General features: G+C 74.2%; 21 protein-coding genes. 4 read left to right on the top strand and 17 right to left on the bottom strand.

The genetic code is table 11. The features are described 5' to 3' along the window. Window positions 1–3 precede the first annotated feature (3 nt). Both F8279_RS23350 and F8279_RS23345 read right to left on the bottom strand, forming a co-directional pair. The gene (locus tag F8279_RS23350; protein ID WP_225853383.1) at window positions 4–723 is read right to left on the bottom strand and encodes a hypothetical protein; all 720 of its coding nucleotides are present in this window, start codon (window positions 721–723) and stop codon (window positions 4–6) included. Between the two features lie 5 nt (window positions 724–728). Further along, window positions 729–1,247, bottom strand: a complete 519-nt coding sequence (locus tag F8279_RS23345; RefSeq protein WP_225853382.1) for a SigE family RNA polymerase sigma factor — start codon at window positions 1,245–1,247, stop codon at window positions 729–731. Window positions 1,248–1,368: 121 nt separating this feature from the next. Between F8279_RS23345 and F8279_RS23340 the strand changes: the two genes are divergently transcribed. Next, the gene (locus F8279_RS23340; RefSeq protein ID WP_151501067.1) at window positions 1,369–2,163 is read left to right on the top strand and encodes a DUF3152 domain-containing protein; all 795 of its coding nucleotides are present in this window, start codon (window positions 1,369–1,371) and stop codon (window positions 2,161–2,163) included. A 162-nt stretch (window positions 2,164–2,325) separates the two neighbouring features. Here the strand turns inward: F8279_RS23340 and F8279_RS23335 are convergent, their stop codons facing one another. From F8279_RS23335 to F8279_RS23315, 5 genes are all read right to left on the bottom strand, one after another. Next, entirely contained in the window at window positions 2,326–3,153 is an 828-nt protein-coding gene (locus tag F8279_RS23335; protein ID WP_091424495.1) for a DUF72 domain-containing protein, read from the bottom strand. 29 nt (window positions 3,154–3,182) lie between these two features. Beyond that, the gene (locus F8279_RS23330) at window positions 3,183–3,812 is read right to left on the bottom strand and encodes a hypothetical protein (protein WP_151501066.1); all 630 of its coding nucleotides are present in this window, start codon (window positions 3,810–3,812) and stop codon (window positions 3,183–3,185) included. Continuing rightward, entirely contained in the window at window positions 3,809–4,150 is a 342-nt protein-coding gene (locus F8279_RS23325) for a hypothetical protein (protein ID WP_151501065.1), read from the bottom strand. Before F8279_RS23325 ends, F8279_RS23330 begins: the two co-directional genes overlap by 4 nt. 94 nt (window positions 4,151–4,244) lie before the next feature. Next, window positions 4,245–4,850, bottom strand: a complete 606-nt coding sequence (gene prfH, locus F8279_RS23320; protein WP_091423490.1) for a peptide chain release factor H — start codon at window positions 4,848–4,850, stop codon at window positions 4,245–4,247. Further along, window positions 4,847–5,995 (bottom strand): RNA ligase RtcB family protein, encoded by a 1,149-nt coding sequence (locus F8279_RS23315; protein WP_091423493.1) that lies wholly within the window; start codon window positions 5,993–5,995, stop codon window positions 4,847–4,849. Before F8279_RS23315 ends, prfH begins: the two co-directional genes overlap by 4 nt. Before the next feature lie 220 nt (window positions 5,996–6,215). Between F8279_RS23315 and F8279_RS23310 the strand changes: the two genes are divergently transcribed. Next, entirely contained in the window at window positions 6,216–6,974 is a 759-nt protein-coding gene (locus F8279_RS23310) for a peptidylprolyl isomerase (protein WP_013474698.1), read from the top strand. Between the two features lie 70 nt (window positions 6,975–7,044). After that, entirely contained in the window at window positions 7,045–8,022 is a 978-nt protein-coding gene (locus tag F8279_RS23305; protein WP_151501064.1) for a DUF2804 domain-containing protein, read from the top strand. A gap of 44 nt (window positions 8,023–8,066) precedes the next feature. On the opposite strand, the gene F8279_RS23300 is transcribed toward F8279_RS23305, so the two are convergent. From F8279_RS23300 to F8279_RS23255, 10 genes are all read right to left on the bottom strand, one after another. Beyond that, on the bottom strand, window positions 8,067–9,440 hold the full coding sequence (locus tag F8279_RS23300) for a glycosyl hydrolase family 18 protein (protein ID WP_151501063.1): 1,374 nt from the start codon (window positions 9,438–9,440) through the stop codon (window positions 8,067–8,069). Between the two features lie 122 nt (window positions 9,441–9,562). After that, window positions 9,563–10,663, bottom strand: coding sequence for an L-dopachrome tautomerase-related protein (locus tag F8279_RS23295; protein ID WP_151501062.1), 1,101 nt, complete (start codon window positions 10,661–10,663; stop codon window positions 9,563–9,565). A gap of 85 nt (window positions 10,664–10,748) precedes the next feature. Then, window positions 10,749–13,010: a catalase gene (locus F8279_RS23290; RefSeq protein WP_151501061.1), complete on the bottom strand. Its 2,262-nt coding sequence runs from the start codon at window positions 13,008–13,010 to the stop codon at window positions 10,749–10,751. A gap of 92 nt (window positions 13,011–13,102) precedes the next feature. Then, entirely contained in the window at window positions 13,103–13,765 is a 663-nt protein-coding gene (locus F8279_RS23285) for a 4'-phosphopantetheinyl transferase (RefSeq protein WP_151501060.1), read from the bottom strand. After that, window positions 13,762–14,586 (bottom strand): metallophosphoesterase, encoded by an 825-nt coding sequence (locus F8279_RS23280; protein WP_151501059.1) that lies wholly within the window; start codon window positions 14,584–14,586, stop codon window positions 13,762–13,764. Before F8279_RS23280 ends, F8279_RS23285 begins: the two co-directional genes overlap by 4 nt. A 65-nt stretch (window positions 14,587–14,651) precedes the next feature. Continuing rightward, a complete protein-coding gene (gene pip / locus F8279_RS23275) occupies window positions 14,652–15,602 on the bottom strand; it encodes a prolyl aminopeptidase (RefSeq protein WP_151501058.1) in 951 nt (316 codons plus the stop codon). Between the two features lie 43 nt (window positions 15,603–15,645). Beyond that, window positions 15,646–16,020 carry a hypothetical protein gene (locus F8279_RS23270; protein ID WP_091423520.1) on the bottom strand — a complete coding sequence of 125 codons (375 nt, stop codon included), beginning with the start codon at window positions 16,018–16,020 and terminating at the stop codon, window positions 15,646–15,648. A 124-nt stretch (window positions 16,021–16,144) separates the two neighbouring features. Continuing rightward, window positions 16,145–17,614, bottom strand: coding sequence for a DivIVA domain-containing protein (locus F8279_RS23265; protein ID WP_151501057.1), 1,470 nt, complete (start codon window positions 17,612–17,614; stop codon window positions 16,145–16,147). Between the two features lie 136 nt (window positions 17,615–17,750). Further along, window positions 17,751–18,713 carry an anti-sigma factor RsbA family regulatory protein gene (locus F8279_RS23260; protein WP_091423526.1) on the bottom strand — a complete coding sequence of 321 codons (963 nt, stop codon included), beginning with the start codon at window positions 18,711–18,713 and terminating at the stop codon, window positions 17,751–17,753. Next, entirely contained in the window at window positions 18,710–19,537 is an 828-nt protein-coding gene (locus F8279_RS23255) for an MEDS domain-containing protein (protein ID WP_151501056.1), read from the bottom strand. Before F8279_RS23255 ends, F8279_RS23260 begins: the two co-directional genes overlap by 4 nt. A gap of 146 nt (window positions 19,538–19,683) precedes the next feature. Between F8279_RS23255 and F8279_RS23250 the strand changes: the two genes are divergently transcribed. Next, window positions 19,684–20,226, top strand: coding sequence for a GNAT family N-acetyltransferase (locus tag F8279_RS23250; RefSeq protein ID WP_151501055.1), 543 nt, complete (start codon window positions 19,684–19,686; stop codon window positions 20,224–20,226). Window positions 20,227–20,278 lie beyond the last annotated feature (52 nt).

Here is a 20,278-nt window from a genome sequence, read left to right as displayed (position 1 = left end):
GGGCTACAGGCGGTGGCCCTGGGGGTCTCGGGCGATGATGCCGTCCAGCGGGGTTCCCGGAGTGAGCGTCTCCGGATCGAACCAGAAGATCACCACCTCGGGGTCCTCGCTCCACCTGGCCAGCTTCGCCTCGACCTGCCGGCCGTCGACTGTCCCGACGATGCGTGCCGCCGGGCCGACGAAATAGCCGAACGTCGGTATCGACGTGTCGGTGGGCACTCGCTGCTGGTCGTACCCGATCTCGTGGAACCCGGCCCGGCGGTCGCTGCCGGACACGTCGTTGACCAGGAAGTCGGAGGTCAGGTGGCCGTCCGGCGCGCGCCGCCCGGCGACCAGGCCGATCGTCACGCGCGGCAGTTCCGGCACGTCGACCGGGACCATGAAGAACACGCGCGCGTCGGCGCCGTACCGGATGCCGCTGTCCACCACCGTCCCGAGCGGCCGCAGCGGCGACTCGGTCGGGGCCGGCGCGGCGGTCGGCGTGGGTGGGGGAGTGCCGGTGGACGCGGTGGCGACCGGCTCCCCGGCCGGGAGGTCCGGCGGGCCGGGCCGCGTCGCCACGGCGTCGACCCCGACGGCCACAGCGATGGTTGCCACCGCCGCCGCGACCCCGGCGCCGATCCGCCGGCGGCGGCGCAGCCGACGTCCCCGGCGCATGATGTCCGCGATGTCCAGGCCGTCGGCCCGCTCGGTCGCCCGCATCGCGCGGCGCAGTTCGTCCATCTCGGTCACCGGCACGTCTCCTGCGGTCGAGGCGCGGACAGACCGGCGGTACGCAGCTTCTCCAGCGCCCGGGACGAGGTGCTCTTGACGGTGCCGACGGACACGTCGAGTTCGCGGGCCACCTGGGCCTCCGGCAGGTCGAAGTAGTGGCGCAGGACGACGACGGCGCGTTCGCGCGCGGTGAGCGTGCCGAGCGCGGTGACCAGCCACCGCCGCGTCGCCACCTCCTCGGCCATGTCGCCGCCGCGCCGCTCCGGGAGGTCGTCGCTCGGGTACTCGCGGATCGGCCGCCGCCAGGTGTCGACGAGGTGGTTCACCAGCACCGACCGGGCGTAGCCGTACGGGTCGCCGTTGCGGATCCGGGACCAGGACGCGTACGTGCGCACGAGCGCGGTCTGGGCGGCGTCCTCGGCGTGGTGGTGGTTGCCGGTCATGAGGAAGGCGGCGTGCGTCAGCCGCGCGGAGGACGCCCGCGCGAACTCGACGAACTCCGCGTCACCCCGGGCCATGCCGGTCCTCTGCACCTCTCACCCCGGTAGGGACGTGCGAGACGCGGAAAAGGTTGAGTCCCCGCCGGACCAACTTTCGCGACGGGTCACCCGTCCTCATCCCCGCGCCCCCGACCGGGCGCCGAGGGGAGACGAGATGACCAGGACCGTGGAGCGGACAGGCGGCGGCGCGGCGGTGATCGCGCTGGCGGTGTCGCTGGCCGGCTGCACACCGGCGGTCGCCGACCAGCCCGCAGTCGCGCTGTCCGGGCCGGCCGGGCCGTCCGCCGCCGCGCCGGCCGCGTCGGCGGCGGCGCCCGCCCGGTCCCGGCCGGCGCGGATCGGCTATCCCGCCGACGGCGGCAACCGATGGCGGTTCGCCGCCGCCGAGCCGGCCACCACAAGGGGTACGGGCCGGCTGCTGCGCTACCGGGTGGCGGTGGAGCGCGACATCACGGGTCTGCCACCGGCCGATTTCGCGGCGCAGGTCACCGGCATCCTCACCGGCCCGGGTGGCTGGACGACGGACGGACGGATCGCCCTGCGTCGCGTCGGCACCGGCGGGCCCGCCGACTTCACCGTCTACCTCGCCACCCCCGGTACGCGCGACGACCTGTGCGGGGACGGGCCGGACCGGTACACGTCCTGCCGGCGCGGGGACCGGGTGGTGGTGAACGTGGCCCGCTGGGTGCGCGGCGCGCCCGCCTACGGGAGCGACATCGCCGCGTACCGCCGGTATGTGGTCAACCACGAGGTCGGCCACCGCCTGGGTCACGGGCACGAGCGCTGCCCGGGGCGGGGACGTCCGGCGCCGGTGATGCAGCAGCAGACACTCGGCCTGCACGGCTGCACCCCGAACCCGCTGCCGTTCCTGCGCGGCGAGCGGTACGCGGGCCGGTCCGGCGTGTACGACGACCGCCTGCCCCCGCCCGAGGGCGGCCGGCCGGGCTGAGGTCCGGCGCCGGGTCTGCGGGGCCGGGCTGCGCGGGCCGTCCGGCCGGGTGCGCGTGTGCCCGGCCGGGCCGGCGATCCCACCCGGCGCTCAGCCCGGCCCGCGGTGTCCACGGCCCACGCCTCGACACAGCCCGGCCGCGCCGGCGATGCCACCCGGCGCTCAGAACAGCGTGGCCGGGCCGACCGGCGCCGGCTCCGGCAGCGGCGCGAGCCCGGGCACCCGCTCGCGGACCTGGTCGTGGAAGCGACGGGCCAGCTCGGGCGCGTCCGCGTTGTCCGGCGTGTGCACGAACACGGTCGGGGAGCGGCCCTCGCGCAGCCAGCCGGTGACCACGTCCAGCCACGGCTGCCAGCCCTCGACGGTGCGGGCCGGGTCGTCCCGGCCCAGGTAGCGCACGATCGGCCGGTCGGTCAGCGCTCGGGTACGCGGGGGCAGGCGAGGCTTGCGGGTCCACGCCTCCCGCTCCGCGTCGCTCGTCGGCGGCGTCCGGAAGAACGCTGTGGTGTCGAACGGGATCCACTCCGCTCCGTGCTGGTGCAGCGTGGCCTCCAGCGCGCGTACGGCACCGGCCTCGGTGAAGAAGGCGGGATGGCGGACCTCGACGGCGTACCTGTGGGTGGCGGGCAGCGTGCGCAGGAACCGGTCCAGGTCGGGCACGTCACCGGGGCCGAACGAGCCGGGCAACTGGATCCAGAGCGCGTCTGCCCGGGGACCGAGCGGCTCCATCGCGTGCAGGAACGCCCGCAGTTCCGCCTCGCCGCCGGTGAGCCGGCGCTCGTGCGTGACCACCTTCGGCAGCTTCGGCAGGAAACGGAAACCCGGATCGGTCTGCTCGGCCCAGGACGCCACCGTCTCCCGGGCCGGGGTCGCGTAGAACGTGGTGTTGCCCTCCACGGCGTCGCACCACCCCGCGTACGCGCGCAGCCGCTCGTGCGCGGGCAGCGGGTGCGGCAGGAAGCGGCCGGACCAGGACTTGTGCGTCCACATCGCACAGCCCACGTACAGGCGCACCCCGGTCACCGGTAGGGCCAACTCGTGGAGCCGCCGCGCAGAGCCGCCTCCCGGTTCCACTTCCGGGTGAGGTACAGCGCGAGGCAGCCGAGCCCGGCGAGCACCGGGGCGAGCAGCATGAGCAGCAGTCCGGCGCCGAGCCGGAACCTGTCGCTCTGGATGCCCTTGGCGGTGGTCAGCGCGAACGCCTCCGCACCGGCGCCGGTGCAGCTCACGAAGTCGGTCTCCATCCAGCCGGTGCCCTCGGTGGCCAGCACCGGAGTGAACTGCCGTGCGTCGCCGCGGTCGCGCATCACCGCCGCGGTCCCCTCGGGCCGGGCGCCGGTCAGCTCCCTGGTCCGCTGCTCGCCGGTGGAGTAGACCCGGCTCTTCGCGGTGCACCGGACGGTGGCGGGATCGACTGTGGCGGGGGTGGCGAGGATCAGGATGTTGCCGGGGCGTACGCCGGTGTCCCGCACCTTGATCTCGGCGCCGGGGGCGAACTCGGCGGCGGCGGAGAAGCTCGACGCGGCCGCGAACGGACCCGTCTGGGTGAGCAGGGCGAGGCCGAGGAACCCGGCCAGCAGGAACCCGCCCCAGCCGACGAAGATCCACATCGCGACCACGGCGCGGAAACGCTGCACGAGCGGGTTCACCGGACGCGGTCCATGTCGCAGGCGCCGTCGGCGACCTGTCCGGGGTCGGCGGAGTACACGCTGCGCTTGGCGTCCGGCACGGACAGCTGCACGCAGAGCGCGGACGCGTCGTTGTCGGTGACGAACGTGACGACGCCGACGCCGTCGTAGTCCGCGACCGACAGATCGCTCACGCCCCGGGGGAACTGCCCGGTCTCCTGCTTGACGGACACGGCCTCGCGCATCGCGTCGCGGAGGTAGGTCTCGGGATCGGTGCCGGCATCCCCGCCGCCGCAGGAGGCGAGCGAGAGGACCCCCGTCGCCAGCGCCGCCATCAGACCGGTCCTTCTCCGTCGCATCCGTCCTCCTCGCGCGCCACGTCGGCGGGCCGGGGCCGCCCGTCCGCCGCGCCCACGGTAGCCGGACCGGTCAGCGACGACGGATCGGGCCGCGTCAGGGCCGCTCCACCCGTACCGGGTCGCCGCGCACCAGCTCGTCGTGGATCCGCCAGCGGGCGTCGACACCCGCGCGCCGGGCCGCCTCGTCGTCGGCGGCGATCCGCTGCCGCAGCAGCTCGACCGCGATACGGCGGTTGAGGTGCAGGTGCCGTTCGGTGTCGACCACCACGGTCCGCCCCGACGGGCGGTGCGTGGCGCGGACGGCGGTGCTGGCCTTGTTGCGGTGCTGGCCGCCCGGCCCGCCGGTGCGGCACGGCACGAACTCGACGTCGGCCTCGTCGAACGGCGTGACCAGCACGTCGGTCCGGCACGTCCGCGCGGTGACGTACCAGTTCTTCCGTCCGTGGCCCGTCCGGTACGGGCTGGGCGCCTGCCAGCAGAGCGTGCCGGTCCACCCGGCCGCGAAGCCCTCCGCCCCGGCGCCGGTGATCCGGACCAGCACCGACCGGTAGGTGCCCGCCCGGTCGCCGGCCACCGTCTCGACCCGGTCGGTACGCAGACCCCGCCGGGTCGCCTCGCCCTCCAGGCGGGACAGCAGCCGGGCCAGCGCCCACGCGCACTCGGCAGGTCCGCGCCCGGCGGACAGCAGCAGCTCGGTCACCGGCGGCCCTTCCGGCGCTCGTCGCGGCGGCCCACGTCCGGCGTCTTGTACGTGACCAGCGGAATCGTGGTCGTGACCGGAGTGGCGAGGTCGTGTGCCACCAGGTCGCCGATCACCTGCTCGATGCGCTTGTACGCGGTGGGCGCCTCCTCGAACAGCAACTGCCGGTCGCCGCACACCACTATCGAGCCGACCGGCGTACGCCGCAGCTCCTGGACGGTGTGCTTGGCCCGCCCTCGGCGCAGCGCGTCGGCGCGGGACATCTTGCGCCCGGCGCCGTGCGCCACCGAGTAGCCGGCGTCCGGGCCGGCGTGCGCCGCCACCAGGTAGGAGGGCGTACCACGGGTGCCGGCGATCAGCACGTCCCGGCCGTCGCCCGGCGCCGCGCCCTTGCGGTGCAGGTAGCGTCCGTCGCGGACCTCGACGAGGTTGTGGCACTGGTCGACGACCGGCTCGGCCGGTTCGGCGCCGAGCGCGTACGCGACCCGCGCGGCCAGCAGCCGCCGGTTGAGCGAACCCCACCGTACGGCGGCGTCGTGCCGGGCCAGGTAGGCGTCCGGGTCGGGCGCGGGACCGGCGCCGTGCGCCTCGGTGTGCTCGCGCAGGATCCGTTCGCCCAGCCCGCGCGAGCCGGAGTGCACGACGAGCACCAGGTCGCCGGCGGCCAGCCCGAGCCGCGCGGCGTGCTCCGCCGCGAGGACCGGCCCGACGCGGGCCAGCTCGACGAAGTGATTGCCGCGCCCGACCGTGCCGAGCCCGTCGAGGTGGCCGTCAGGGATGTCGCCGTCCAGCACCGACCAGGCCGGGTCGTCGGCGTCCGGGTCGAGCGCCCGGTCCAGGTCGGGGAACCGGGCCGCGAGCCGTTCGGGTACGACCCGGCGCAGCGCGATCGGGAACACCGCGATGCCGCACCCGATGTCGGAGCCGACCAGGAACGGGTAGAGCACCGTCGAGGACATCGCGGCGCCGATCGGCGCGCCCTTGCCGGGGTGCAGGTCCGGCATGGCGGCGACGTGTGCCATGCCGTCCAGGGCGGCGACCTGGCGGCACTGGTCGAGCGCGGCGGACTCGATCCAGCTGCCGGGGGAGGAGAAGACGGAGACGGTGGCGGGCACGACGGCCCGCCCGGAGGGGTACGCGGACACAGACGCTCGTTTCTGCGGAAAGAGAGGCGGGGAACGGCAGGCGGCGAGGGCCTGCGGGCTGGGTGCGATCCGTCAGAACGTCATGCGGCTCAGCCTCCCGGAGGTGGCCCCGGCCGGCAACCGACTTTCCCGCCGACCCGCCCCGCGTTCGCGTCGACATCGTCGCACCCGGTCCATAGACTCCGGTCGTTCTGGTACCACGAGTCCAGGGAGGACCACCGTGTCGAGCGAAACCCGAACGCACGCCGCCTTACCCCTGCTGGCCCGCCTCGCCGGGGTGAGCGTGGCCGCCGCGACGATCGTCGCCGCCGCAGGTGTCGCCGCGACGGCGGCACCGGCCGCCGATCCCGCGCCGACCAAGGGGCCGTGCGCGTACACGCCCACGCCGGACGAGCCGGCCGCCCGTCCGGTGCCGCTGCCGCCGGACCCGCGCCGGACGCCGGACCGGGGCACCGTGCGGGTCACGCTGCGCACCAACCAGGGACCGATCGGGCTGACGCTGGACCGCGAGCAGGCGCCGTGCACGGTGCAGAGCTTCCTGCACCTGGTCCGCAAGCGCTTCTACGACCGGACGCCCTGCCACCGGCTCACCGCGTACCCGACGCTGACGGTCCTCCAGTGCGGCGACCCGTCCGGCACCGGCGAGGGCGGCCCGGGGTACCGCTACCGCGACGAGCTGCCCACCGACCTGCCGCCCGCGCCGACCGACCCGACCGGCGTACGCCGCCTGTACGCGCGCGGCACCCTCGCCATGGCCAACGCCGGTCCGGACACCAACGGCAGCCAGTTCTTCCTGGTCCAGGCCGACTCGGCGCTGCGCCCGAACTACACCGTCTTCGGCCAGGTCGACGCGGCCGGGCTGGCCACGCTGGACCGGATCTCGGCCGGCGGCATCGCGCCCACCCCGGAGGACCCGGCGCCGGTCGACGGCGCGCCGGCGGTGCCGGTGGAGATCTGCCGCGCCAAGCAGGGACGCTGACGCGACGGCCCGGCGGGACGGCCGCCCAGGCCGCCCGCCGGGCCGGCGCCGTCGTCGGTAGCCTGCGGCGATGACGCATGAGCGGGAGATCACCGAGCCGGTCGACCTGTGCCGGCCGGACGGGCGGCTGAACCCGGACGCGGTCGGCTGGAGCCGCCGGCCACTGCACCGGGCGAACCTGCGCGGCTGGGGCCGGGCCAAGCGGTGGGAGCACTGGGGCGTGGTCACGCCGACGCACATCCTCGGCCTGGTCGCGTCGTCGCTGGACTACGCCGGGGTGCAGAGCCTCTACCTGCTCGACCGGCGTACCGGCCGGGAGACGACGGCGGAGGCGGTGGTGCCGTTCGCCCGGGGCACTGTGCTGCCGCCGGTCAGCGGCTCCGGTGCGGTCCGCGCCCGGGGCGGGAACCTCACCGTCGCGGTGGACCAGGGCCCGGACGGCAGTACGCTGCGGGCCGCCGCACCCGGCGTCGAGGTGGACCTGACCGTGCCGCTGCCGCCGGGGCACGAGTCGCTCGGCGTGGTGGTGCCGTGGAGCACCCGCCGGTTCCAGTACACGGTCAAGGACATCGGCCGGCCGGTGCACGGCACGCTCACGGTGGACGGCACGGCGTACCCGGTGGGGGAGGGGTCGTACGCGGCGCTCGACCACGGCCGGGGCAAGTGGCGGTACGCGGTGCGGTGGAACTGGGCGGCCGGCAGCGGGCCGGGCCGGTCGATCCAGCTCGGCGGCAAGTGGACCGACGGCACCGGCTCGACCGAGAACGCGGTGTTCGTCGACGGGCGGCTGCACAAGATCGGCGCGGACCTGACCTGGGAGTACGACCGCGCCGACTGGCTGCGGCCGTGGCGGATCACCGGCGACCGGGTGGACGTGGCGTTCCACCCGTTCCACGAGCGGGTGGCGCGGACCAATCTGGTGGTCCTGGCCGGGGAGACGCACCAGTGCTTCGGGCACTTCACCGGCTGGGCGGCGACCGACGACGGCGAGCGGGTGGATCTGGACGGCCTGGTCGGCTGGGCCGAGGAGGCCCGCAACCGCTGGTGAGGCCGGTCCCCGCCGGGCCGGGCGGCCCGGCGGGGAAGCCGCGGTCAGGCCGGCAGCCGCCAGACCTGGTTGGCGCCGCCGAAGCAGTCCCAGATCTGCAACCGGGTGCCGTTGGCGGAGCTGTTGCCGGTGGCGTCCAGGCACCGGCCCGACGCCGGGTTGCGCAGCGTGCCGTTGCTCTGCGCCTGCCACACCTGGGCGCCGGTGCCGTTGCAGTCCCAGAGCTGGATCGTGGTGCCGTTCGCGGTGCCGGCGCTCGTCACGTCCAGGCACTTGCCCAGCGCGCGCAGCGTGCCGTCGCCGCCGACGGTCCAGCTCTGCGCGGCGGTGCCGTTGCAGCCGTAGAGCTGGATCGCGGTGCCGTTCGCGGTGCTCGCGGCCGCCACGTCCACGCAGGCGCCGCCGATGCCGGTGATCGGCCCGGTACGCCCGGACGGAGGCGGCGTGCCACCGCCGGTGACGGTGTCGTAGATCGCGCTGACCAGCGACGTCGAACCGGTGGTGTCCTGCGACAGCTCCCAGTTCATCATCCCGCCGGCGTTCGCCATGGCCCACTGGGTCTTGCGCTTGACGGTCGGTACGCCGTTGTAGCACTGCTGCGCGCCGCCCACAGTGGTGCAGTCCCGGTTGGCGTTCGCCGGGTCCATGCCGACCAGCGTCGAGTAGGTGTAGTAGCCAGGTCGGCTGTAGAAGGGCACGCCGAGCACCGCCTTGGCGGCGGGCAGGCCGCGTGACTTCCACCTGTTGATGCTGGCGATCGACCAGTCGTAGTTGGCGTGCGGGCTGCCGCCGTCGTACGCCATGATGTTCAGCCAGTCCACCGAGCCGAAGACGGCTGTGGGCACCCCGTCGACGTAGTAGCCCTCGGAGACCACGGCGGCGGTGAGCAGCTTGCCCCGGCTGTGCAGGGCGCTGCCGAGTTGCTGCATGAGGAGCGTGTAGTTGTTCGCCGAGGCGCCCGGGTCGGGGTACTCCCAGTCCATGTCCACGCCGTCGAGGTTGTACTGGCTGACGAACGCGATCAGGTTGTTGACGAACGCGCTGCGCGAGCCGGAGTTGGCGGCGAGCGCCTCGAACGCGGAGTCGTCGCCGTCGTTCCAGCCGCCCACGGCGATGGAGACCTTGACGTTGTTGGCGTGCCCGAGCGACACGAGCGAGGAGAGCTTGGACGGGTTCTCCACCGGGCGCAGGCTGCCGTCGCCGTTGGGGAGCACGAACGCGTAGTTGATGTGGGTGAGCTTGCCGTACTGGATGGTGTTGACGTTGCCGCTCCAGGACGGCATGTAGCCGACGCTCTTGAAGTTGTTCGGCAGCACCGCCGCCTCGGCGGCGGTCGGGGTGAGGGTGAGCGTCGCGGCGGTGGTGGCCAGCGCGAGCGCTCCGGCGGCCAGGCGCCGCCGGAGGTGAGGTCTGGGCATCGAGGGCCTTCCCGGGGGACGGGGGCGGATGGGGGTCTTCCTCGAGGTGGCCCAAATATTAAAGAGTATTAACTAAGCCGTCAACGACACACTTCGATACGTGACGCGTCGTGCGCCCTCGGTCAGCGCAGCAGCACCGGTCCGGCGCCGATCGGCACCCGGAACAGCGCGTACGGCCTGCGCCGCAGATCCCGTCCGCCCTGGTAGGTCGCCTGCCGGTGCAACTGGTTCGCGGTGACGTAGAGGTGGCCGTCGACGGCGACCGACATGGTGTCCGGCCAGAGCAGGCGCGGATCGTGCGCCACTGTCTCGAACTCGCCGTCCGGGCGGCGTCGCAGCACCGCGTCGTGCTCGTACGCGGTCAGGTAGAGCGCACCGGAGTCGTCGGTCTCCAGACCGTCGGAGCCGGTGCCCTTGTCACCCTCGTCCACCACCGTGGCGGCGACCTGGTCGTCGCCGAGTGACCGGTCGGCGAGCGCGTCGGTGGCCACGCTGTACCAGCGGCGCGAGGCGAGCGGGCAGTAGTAGAGCCGGGCGCCGTCGGCGGAGATCGCGATGCCGTCCGCGCCCATCGACACCGGCTTCGCCGGCCCGTCGGCCGGGCGTTGCAGGAACGGGCGCCCCTCCACCACCGGCCGGAACGACGACAGCGGTTCGGCCTTGGTGGACGGGTGCTCGTGCAGCCGGCGCCAGGACTCCCCGGTGGCGAGGTCGACCACGACGAGACCGTTCGGACCGGAGTCGGACGAGTCGGTGATGTAGGCCAGGCCCGCCTCGCCGCGGCGCAGGTCGAACCGGACGTCGTTGAGGTACGTCGTGGGCAGCGCCACGTCGGCCGGGAAGGTGATCACCTGTCCGACGGAGTCGGTGTCCAGGTCGACGCGGACCAGCTTCGGCCCGCCCGGCTTCGTGGGCTGGAACATCGGGCTGCCGGTGTCGAGCACCCAGAGGCGGTCGGCCGGGTCGACCACGATGCTCTGCACCGAGACGAACGCGCCCGCGTCGTCGTCGCCGGACGGGTCGTTCCAGTCCGCGTCCGGGAACGGGACCTCACGGCCGTCGCGCAGCTCCACGACGGTGGCCGGCACCTCGTCGCCCCACTTGGGGAAGTTCACGAAGATCCGGCCGGTGTGCGACACGCTCACCCCGGTCGGCATCGCCCCGGTGAAGGTGTGCACCAGTTCCAGCTCGCCGACCGGTTCGTCGGCCACAGGCCCGTTCATCCACTGCTCGTTCCCGGGCGGGGCCACGGCAAACGTGGGCGTGGGGCGGTCCCGGATCCGGGACCGCCCCACGCACGGGACGAGATCAGGCGACCGAGGCCGGAAACCTCTCCCAGACCCGGTGCGCCGCCATCAGCCGCTGTACCTCGGTGAGCACCTCGGCACCGGAGCCACCGGTCACCACACCGGGCGTGCCGGTGACACCGGCCTGGTGCAGCACCTCGGCGCCCGCGCCCCAGGCGCCGATCACCTTGGCGTGCCGCCACGCCTCCTCGACCAGCAGCAGCACCCGCGGGTCGACGGTGGGGGAGCCCGGCGCGCCGGCCTTGGCGTCGCGGGCCGGCAGCGCGTCCGGCGCCGGGGCCGGCGAGCCCGCCAGCAGCACCGCGTCGAACTCGACCGAGCGGCCGGTGGCGAACGTGCGCTGCACCGGCAGCCCGTCGACGGTGCCGCCGTGCGCGGCGATCAGCAGCGGCACCATGCCGGCGGCGAACACCGCCCGGCGTACCTCGTGCACGTCGCCCATGTCGCCCTGGGCGTCGACCACGATGCCGACCATCCGGCCGTCGGCCGGCCACTCCCGGCCCACCTGGGACAGCGCCGGGCTGGGCTGCACCTCCGCCGGCGGCACCGTGGGCCGGGGCACGGGCAGGCCCAGGCCGATCGCGACCTGCTCGCACAGCACCGGGTCGACGTTGGCCAGGCACTGGAGCTGCCGCTCCTTGATCGCCTGGTGGTAGCACTTGCCCAGCTCGAACGTGTACGCCCGGATGATGTGCTCCTTCTCCACCGGCGACATGCTCTGCCAGAACAGGCGTACCTGGCTGTAGTGGTCGTCGAAGGAAGCCGGCGAGGCGCGCACCTTCGGCGCCTCGGCCACCGTCACCGGCGTGTCCACGAACGCGTGTTCCCGGTCGCCGGCCGGGAACGGGTTGCCGCCGTCGAGCGAGTTCGGCCGGTACGGCGCCACGCCCGCGTGGACCGCGTGCTGGTGGAAGCCGTCACGGAACATGTCGTTGACGTCGGCGTGCGGCCGGTTGATCGGGATCTGGGTGAAGTTCGGCCCGCCGAGGCGGGTGAGCTGCGTGTCCACGTACGAGAAGAGGCGGCCCTGCAACAGCGGGTCGTTGGTGACGTCGATGCCCGGCGGCAGGTGCCCGACGTGGAATGCCACCTGCTCGGTCTCGGCGAAGAAGTTGCGCGGCGTCTTGTTCAGGGTGAGCTTGCCGATCGGCTGCACCGGCGCCAGTTCCTCCGGCACGATCTTCGTCGGGTCGAGCAGGTCGATCCCGGCGAACGTCTCCTCCGGCGTGTCCGGGAAGACCTGGATGCCCAGCTCCCACTCCGGGAACGCGCCGGCCTCGATCGCGTCGTACAGGTCGCGACGGTGGTAGTCCGGGTCGATGCCGCCGATGAGCTGCGCCTCCTCCCAGGTGAGGGAGTGCACGCCCAGCTTCGGCTTCCAGTGGAACTTGACCAGCACCGTCGCGCCGGCCTCGTCGACCAGGCGGAACGTGTGCACGCCGAAGCCCTCCATGGTCCGGTAGGACCGCGGGATGCCCCGGTCGGACATGTTCCAGATGGTGTGGTGCTGCGCCTCGGTGTGCAGGGAGACGAAGTCCCAGAACGTGTCGTGGGCGCTCTGCGCCTGCGGGATCTCCCGGTCCGGGTGCGGCTTGCCGGCGTGGATGACGTCCGGGAACTTGATCGCGTCCTGGATGAAGAAGACCGGGATGTTGTTGGCGACGAGGTCGAACGTGCCCTCGTCGGTGTAGAACTTGGTGGCGAAGCCGCGGGTGTCGCGGACCGTGTCCGCCGAGCCGCGGGAGCCCAGCACGGTGGAGAAGCGGACGAAGACCGGCGTCTCGCGTCCCTTCTTCAGGAACCCGGCCCGGGTCACCTCCTCGGCGGTGCCGTACGCGACGAACGTGCCGTGCGCGCCCGCGCCCCGGGCGTGCACCACCCGCTCCGGGATCCGCTCGTGGTCGAAGTGGGTGATCTTCTCCCGCAGGTGGTGGTCCTGCAGCAGGACCGGGCCGCGCGGACCGGCCTTCAGCGAGTGGTCGGTGTCGCGCAGCCGGGCCCCGTTGGCGGTGGTGAGGTACGCGCCCTGCTGTCCCTTGGCGATCTTCGGCACGCCGGTCTCGGCGCCGGTCGGGGTCCGGGTGTCCGGCGCGCCCTGCTCGTCCTTGGGCGGCAGCGGCCCGTGCGGCGTGGTCGGCTCCTCCAGTGGTGGCGGTGCGCTGCCGGGTGCGCCCGGCACGTCCGGAGTCAGCGCGTCGCCGACCTTCTCGACGGCGGCTTCGACGACACCCTTGACGATCTGGGTGGGCTTGCTGGATTCCATCAGGACGTGTCCTCCTACAGCGAAATGTCCAGGCCCCTTCGGCCCTACCCCAGGTCGGGGCGGGCAAACCGGAACAATCGCGGTATCGCCGGTCAGGGTCGGTGCGGCACGGCCACGGCGGTGAGCAGCAGCCCGCCGGCGACCAGCCAGCGGCCGTCCAGGACGTCCAGCGGCGGGCCGCCGTCGGTGCGGGTGCCGTCGACCAGGATCCGGGCGGTGAACCGGCCGGACCGGTCGAACGTCAGCTCCGCCTCCTCGAACCCGAGCCAGCGTCCGGTCAGCGGGTACCACGCCTTGTAGACCGACTCCTTGGCGCTGAACAGCAGCCGGTCCCAGTGCGTCGCCGGGTCGACGGCACGCAGCGCGGCCAGCCGCTCCGGCTCGCCGGCGGTGAGAACCACGCCCGCCACCCCGTCGGGCAGCGGCTCGTGCGGCTCCGCGTCGATGCCCAGCCCGGCCAGCGTCCCGGCCCGGGCCAACGCCGCCGCCCGGTAGCCGGTGCAGTGCGTGATGCTGCCCACCACGCCGGTCGGCCAGACCGGCTCCCGCCGGGGACCGGGACGGATCGGCGCCGGGGCGTACCCGAGGCGGGCCAGCGCCTCCCGCGCGCAGCGGCGGGCCGTGACGAACTCCTGGCGGCGGCCCGCGACGGCGCGCGCCACCAGGTCCTCCTCGCCCGGGTACGGCGCCTCGTCCGGCACGTCGGCGAACGCCTCGACGGCCAGCGCCCCGGCCGGCAGCAGCGCCCCGATCATCCGAGGATCCGCTTCATCGGCGCCGGCTCACCGCCGCGGCGTCGCCACTCGCGCGGGTAACCCAGCGACACCTCCTCGAACCGCACCCCGTCGTAGTGGGTGGTGCGCGGGATGTGCAGGTGGCCGTAGACCGCGACGGCGGCGCGGTGGCGCACGTGCCAGTCGGCGGTGCGGTCGGTGCCGCACCACTGCGCGAACTCCGGGAACCAGAGCACCTCGGTGGGCTGGCGTACCAGCGGCCAGTGGCTGGCCAGCACGGTGGGCAGCGCCGGGTCGGTGGCCTCCAGGCGCAGCCGCGTCTGCTCCAGCCGGGCCGCGCACCAGGATTCCCGGTCCGGGTACGGGTCGGGGTGCAGCAGCATCTCGTCGGTGCACACCACGCCGGCGTCGTACGCCGCGCGCAGCGACTCCTCCTTCGTCGTGGTGCCGGGGGCCCGGAACGAGTAGTCGTAGAGCAGGAACAGCGGCGCGACGGTGACCGGCCCGCCCGCGCCCCGCCACACCGGATAGTCGTCCTCCGGGGTCAGCACGCCCAGCTCACGGCACATCGCCACCAGTGCGTCGTAGCGGGCCACCCCGCGCAACGTCACCGGGTCGTTGGGGTGGGTCCACAGCTCGTGGTTGCCCGGCGCCCACACCACACGTGCGAACCGGTCGCGCAGCAGCCGCAGCGTCCGTTCGACGTCGGCGAAGACCTCGCCGACGTCGCCGGCCACGATCAGCCAGTCGTCCGCCGTCTCCGGCCGCAGGCCGTCCACCACCGCGCGGTTCTCCGCGTACGACACGTGGAGGTCACTTACCGCGTACAGCGCACCCGTCACCCGGCCGATCCTGCCAGCGGCGGTCGCCGATGACCAGGCGCGGACCGGTGGGGGTCCGGCGCCGGTCAGCCGACCCTCGCGGTCACCTCGTCCAGGGCGCGCAGCACCTCCCGGGTCACGCCCGGCTCGGCGGCGGAGTGCCCGGCGTCCGGCACGATCCGCAGCGTCGCCTCCGGCCACCGGCGGGCCAGGTCGTACGCGGACACCGGCGGGCAGCACAGGTCGTAGCGGCCGTTGACGATCACGGCGGGCAGGTGCCGGATCCGGTCCACGCCGTCGAGCAACTGGCCCTCGGTGAGGAAGCCGCCGTGCACCGCGTAGTGCGACAGGATCCGGGCCACAGGCAGCGCCTGGTCGTCGGCGGTGAAGTGGGCGAGCAGCTCCGGGTCGGGCCGCAGCGACGAGTTGACCGCCTCCCACCGCCCCCAGGCCCGCGCGTACTCCCGGGCCTGCGCCTCGTCCGGGCCGTGCAGCCGCCTGTGGTACGCGGCCAGCACGTCGTCGCGCTCGTCGGGCGGGACCGGCGCGACGAACCGCTCCCACTCCTCGGGCTGAAGGTGGCGCAGTCCGCCCTGGTAGAACCAGTCCCGCTCGCTGCGCCGCAGCAGCAGCACGCCGCGCAGGACCAGGCCGGTCACCCGCTCCGGGTGCGTCTGGGCGTACGCCAGGCCGAGCGTGGTGCCCCACGAGCCGCCGAACACCAGCCAGGAGCCGATGCCCAGCCGCTGCCGGATGGTCTCCACGTCGGCCACCAGATGCCAGGTGGTGTTGGCGCGCACCTCGCCGTGCGGGGTGCTGCGCCCGGCACCACGCTGGTCGAACAGCACGGCCCGATGGCGCGCGGGGTCGAAGAACCGGCGGGCCACCGGCACCAGGCCGCCGCCGGGCCCGCCGTGCAGGAACACCACGGGTACGCCGTCCGGTCGGCCGACCTCCTCGACGTAGAGGACGTGGCCGTCACCGACCGGGATCCGGTGGGTGGCGTACGGCTCGACGGGCGGGTGCAGGCCGGTCATGCCCGGTCATTCTGCCCGCTCCGGGCACGCCGGGTGGTCCCGGTCAGCAGGCGACGTTGCCGCCGAGGTTGTCCAGCAGCGCGTCGGCGACCCAGCCGGAGACGCCGGTGGTGACGTCCCGCAGGTACGTCCACGTGTAGGTGGTGTGGCCGTTGGCGCTGACCCGGTCGCCGCTGGCGAAGCAGTGGAAGTCGACCGTGTGACTGAGCTGCCCGTAGCCCAGCGAGGCGCAGGTGGTGTGCGGGCCGGTACGAATGTTGACGTTCGTGGCGTTGAACAGCTGGCCGAACTTGCCGTCCACGTTGGAGTGCGAGTGGCTGCACCCGGCGCTCGCCGGTCCGGCCGTACCGGCCACCACGGCGCCCGCCGCGGCGACGGTCAGGACGACGGCGGCGCCGATCGAGGAAATCTTCCGCATACCCGTCAACCCCCGAATAAGGATCGAGACGCACCAGCAGATCGATCCAAATATTTGCATATAGCAAGGTCGATGGGCAAGATGCGACGCCGCCGGCCCGGCCCGGACCGGCGGCGCCGGTCGCTCAGGCGGTAGCCGGCACGCCGTTGTCCGTACCCGTGGTCTCCGCCTCGGGCACCCCGCGCGGGGCCGGCGTGCGAACAGCGAACGCGTCGAAGCTCGGCCCGTCCAGCCGCTCGACGATCGGCTCCACCGCGGGCGGCTCCGACCGGTCCGGCTCGATCGCGTCCGGCTCAATCCGCCCGTCCACGGCCCGGGGCGTCACCTCGGCCGGGACGGTGATCGGAGGGCGCACCGCCACCTGCGGATACTCGGCGGTCTCCCCGCCGCCCGCCGCGGCCGCCATGACCGCCGCCGCGGCCAGGTCGGCGACCCGCTTGGCCTCCCGCTGCACCCGGGCCCGGGTGTCCTTGGCGTGCTGCTCGGCCAGGTCCGCCGCGCGCCGCGCCTCGTCGAGCCGCTTGCTCTCCGTGGTCAGCTCCCGGCGTACGCCGACCAGCCGCTCCTCCAGCTCCGCGCCGGTCCGCTCGATGGTGTCGATCTCTCGGCGCGTGTCCTCCAGCTGCCGGGAGACCGTCTCCAGCTCCGCCTTGAGCCCGGCCAGCGTCTCCTGCCGCTGCTGGATCTCCCGCTGCACGCCGGCGAGCTGCTCCTGGTGCGCCGCCGTCTCCTCGTCGGCCCGCTCCCGGACCTCGGTGGCGTACTGCTGCGCCTCGGCGACCAGAGCGGCGATGTCCTTCTCGGCGGCGGCGGCCCGATCGGCCAGCTCCTGCTCCGCGGCGGCCCGCCGCTCGTCCAGTTCCTTGGCCATCGTGGCCTGCCACTGGGCCAGCTCCTGCTGGGCCTTGCTGCGGTTGGCCTGGACCTCCTGCTGGATCTGCGTCCGCGCCGCCTTCACCAGCGCCTCGGACGCCGAGCGCGCCTGCTCGACCTGCTGCGCGCTCTGCTCGCTGATCCGCTTCGCCTCCTGCTGGGCCCGGTCGTGCACGGCCTGGCCCTCGACGCGCAGCTTCTCCGCCAGCTCCCGCACCGCGGTCAGCTCCGCCTGCGCGGCGGCCCGCCGCTCCTCGTCCACCCGCTCCTGCTCGGCCCGGCGGGCGGACAGCTCCTCGTCCAGCTCACGCCGCTCCCGCGCGGCCTGCTCCTGCGCCGCCGCGAGCAGCTTCTCCGCCTGCCCCTGGACGTCCTCCGCGCGCCGGTTGGCCAGGTCGGTGATCTGGCCGGCCTGCTTCTCGGCCAGGTCCAGGATCTGGTCGACCATCGGGCCGAGGTCGCGGAAGGACGCCCGGTCCACCGCCGTCGGACGGTCGCGCAGCTCCACCGCCTCGGCCTGCGCCCGCTGCACCTGCGCGGTCAGGTCACGCACCTGCGCGTACGCCCGGTCCCGCGCGGCGGTCAGCGCACCGACCTCGGCGTCGACCTGCTCGACGTACCGGTCCACCTGACGTTTGTCGTAGCCGCGCAACGCCGGATCGAACCGCGGTCGCGCGGACAGGTCGTCGTGGGATGCGAACGGCTCGGCACCGTTGGACATGCGCCATCCTCCGTCGGTTCGCCAGCGCCAGGCCGGCGGATGACCGCCCCGCAGGGCACGATGAGGCGCTACGGTACCGCGTCCGCGCGCGGGGCTCGCCCCGCCCCGCCCCGCTGCCCGCCGACCGGCGGCGCGGTCAGACCGGGAAGTGCGGGTTGCCCGCCGTCAGGCGGATGGTGAAGCCGCCCGCGTCCCGGTGGTACGTCACGTGGTCGCAACTCTGGTGGCTGATCCACAGGCCCAGCCCGCCTTCGGAACCGTCGCCGGCCGGCAGCAGCCCGGCGTACGGGTCCTTGGGGCCGCTGCCCCGGTCGTGGACGGTCACCACGATCCGGTCCGGCGCGCGCCACAGCCGCAGGGACACCGGCGGCTCACCGTGGCGCAGCGCGTTGCTCACCACCTCGCTGACGGCGATGACCAGGCCGTCGAGGCCGTCCGGCGTCAGCAGACCACGGTCGGCGGCGCGTACCTCCGCGCGGGCGCGGGCCGGCGTCGGGTCGGTCAGCTCGACGAGCGGCGCGGTCCGCTGCACCGGGTCCGCCGGCGCCGGCCGGAGCTCGGTCAGGTAGCTCGTCGGCTCGGTGTAGAGACCCGCCGCCTCGTGCCCGCCGTCCGGCCGCGCCACCAGCGGATGGGTACGCGCCACGTCGGCGAGCACGTGCGCGGGCGTGTCCCGGCGGTCGTAGGCGCAGATGCCCCAGAGCGGGAAGTCGTCGTAGGCGTGGTTGATCGCCGACTCGTAGCGCGCCCACCAGTCCCAGGTCGCGCCGAGCAGCACCGGTGGCAGTTCGCCGACCACCCGGATCTGCGCCGCTCCCGCCGCCACGTACGAGGCCAGCAGCTCCCGGTAGACGCGCAGCGCGACACTGGGCCGGCCGTAGAGGTCGCCGACCGGCAGGAACGTGACCTCGGCGCCCGGCGGCAGCGCCCGGCGCACCAGCTCGGCGTTGCGCTCGTCCAGGTTCACCGCCGTCGGCTCGCCGGCCGCGACCCCGTCCAGCAGGAACGGCAGCGCCACCGCCAGCAGCTCCTCGTCGGAGTCGTAGACGAACGCCTCGTGGAAGTAGCCCACGTGGCCGGAGGCCGCGCCGCTCCTCATCGGACGACCTCCACCCGTACCTCGGACAGACCGAGCAGGTCGACCAGCCGGGCCGGGGCGCGGCTCGGCGTGCGCAGCACCGCGACGGCGTCGTGCCGGCGGGCGTGGTCCCGCAGGTGCAACAGGCTGCGGTGGTCGACGAAACGCAGCTCGGCGGCGTCGAACACGAGCCGGCCCGCCACCGGGCGCGGGTCGGCCCGCTCCAGCGCGGCGGCGAAGTCCCGGTGGTTGGACGGGTCCAGCTCGCCGGCCAGCGCCACCACCGAGTCGCCGCCGCCGGCGTGCAGCCGGAACAGCACGTCGGCGTTGGTCTCCGGGTGGAGGCAGGCCAGCTCGGCGATCGCCGCGTCGTCCAGTTGCCGGCGGTCGTAGGCGCAGACCGCCGACATCGGCCGGTGCCGCATCCAGTGGTCGATGCGGTGCTCGTAGCGGGCGAAGGCGTCCCGCTGGGCGGTCGTGCGGACCAGGCTGGTCGCCTCGGCCAGCACCCGCAGGCCGGTGTGCCCGGCGGTCAGCGCCTCGGTGGTGGCCCGCACGTACGCCCGGACCTGCCGCTCCGGGTCGACGACCTCGCCGTGCCGGTACGCCTCGCCGACGGGAACCAGCCGGAGCGCGTCCCGCCGGCGTGCGGCGTCGATCCCGGGGACCGAGGCCAGCCAGCCGGTGACCGTGGCGCGATCCTCCGGACAGACCACCCAGACCTGCTCACCGGCGGCCAGACCGGCGGTTACCTGCGCGACCGCCAGCGCGTGCAGCGTGGCCGGGTCGTCGTAGGCGAGGCAGCCATGGGTGTAGCCCGGGTGCGTCACGCTCCCGCTGGTCACCGGCTCCGCCCCATGGGCCCAGTCTATGCCCAGCCCAGCGAGGGGCCGCGCCAGGCCATGGCCGCCCGGCGACGGGTCACCCGGGGCCGGGCCGGCGGTGCGAAACCCGATCGCGGCCATGCCGGCTCCGCGCGCACCCTGGACCGATGTCGATCACCGTACGAGAACTGCGTGTTCCGGACTGGCCGGCGCTCTGGCCGATGTTGGCGGACATGCGCGTCGGCGACGACCCGCCGGAAGCCCACCGGCTCCGGTTCGCCGCGCTGCTGGCCGATCCCCGCTGGGCGCTGCTCGGCGCTAGCGACGCGGGCGGGTTGATCGGGTACGCCGCCGCCCAGGACCACGGGCCGCACCTGCGTTCCGGCGACGCGCACCGCACCGTACGCCTGCACGACCTGTACGTCCGGGCGGACCGCCGCCGGGACGGGGTGGGCCGTTCGTTGTTCACCGCGGTCCACCGCTGGGCCGGCGGGCGGGCCCGGCACCTGGAGTGGCAGGCCCACCACGAGCGGGCGGCGCCGTTCTACGAGCGGCTCGGCCATCGGGGTGACCCGTGCCCGCAGCCGGACTACCCGACCTTCCTGCTCGACCTCACCCGCACCGACCCCGCCTCCCCTGACGTGACCGGCTCACCGCCCGCTCATGATCGACACCGGTTCGGGGAGGTGGCGGCATCGGCGGGGGTCTGATGTCACCGTTTCCCCGACCTGGTGTCGATCATGGGGTGGGGAGGGTGGCAGG

It is taken from the genome of Micromonospora sp. AMSO1212t (assembly GCF_008868145.1).
Classification (GTDB): Bacteria; Actinomycetota; Actinomycetes; order Mycobacteriales; family Micromonosporaceae; genus Micromonospora; species Micromonospora tulbaghiae.
Note: the sequence above shows the minus strand (reverse complement) of the source record. Positions and strands in the feature narration are given on the sequence as shown.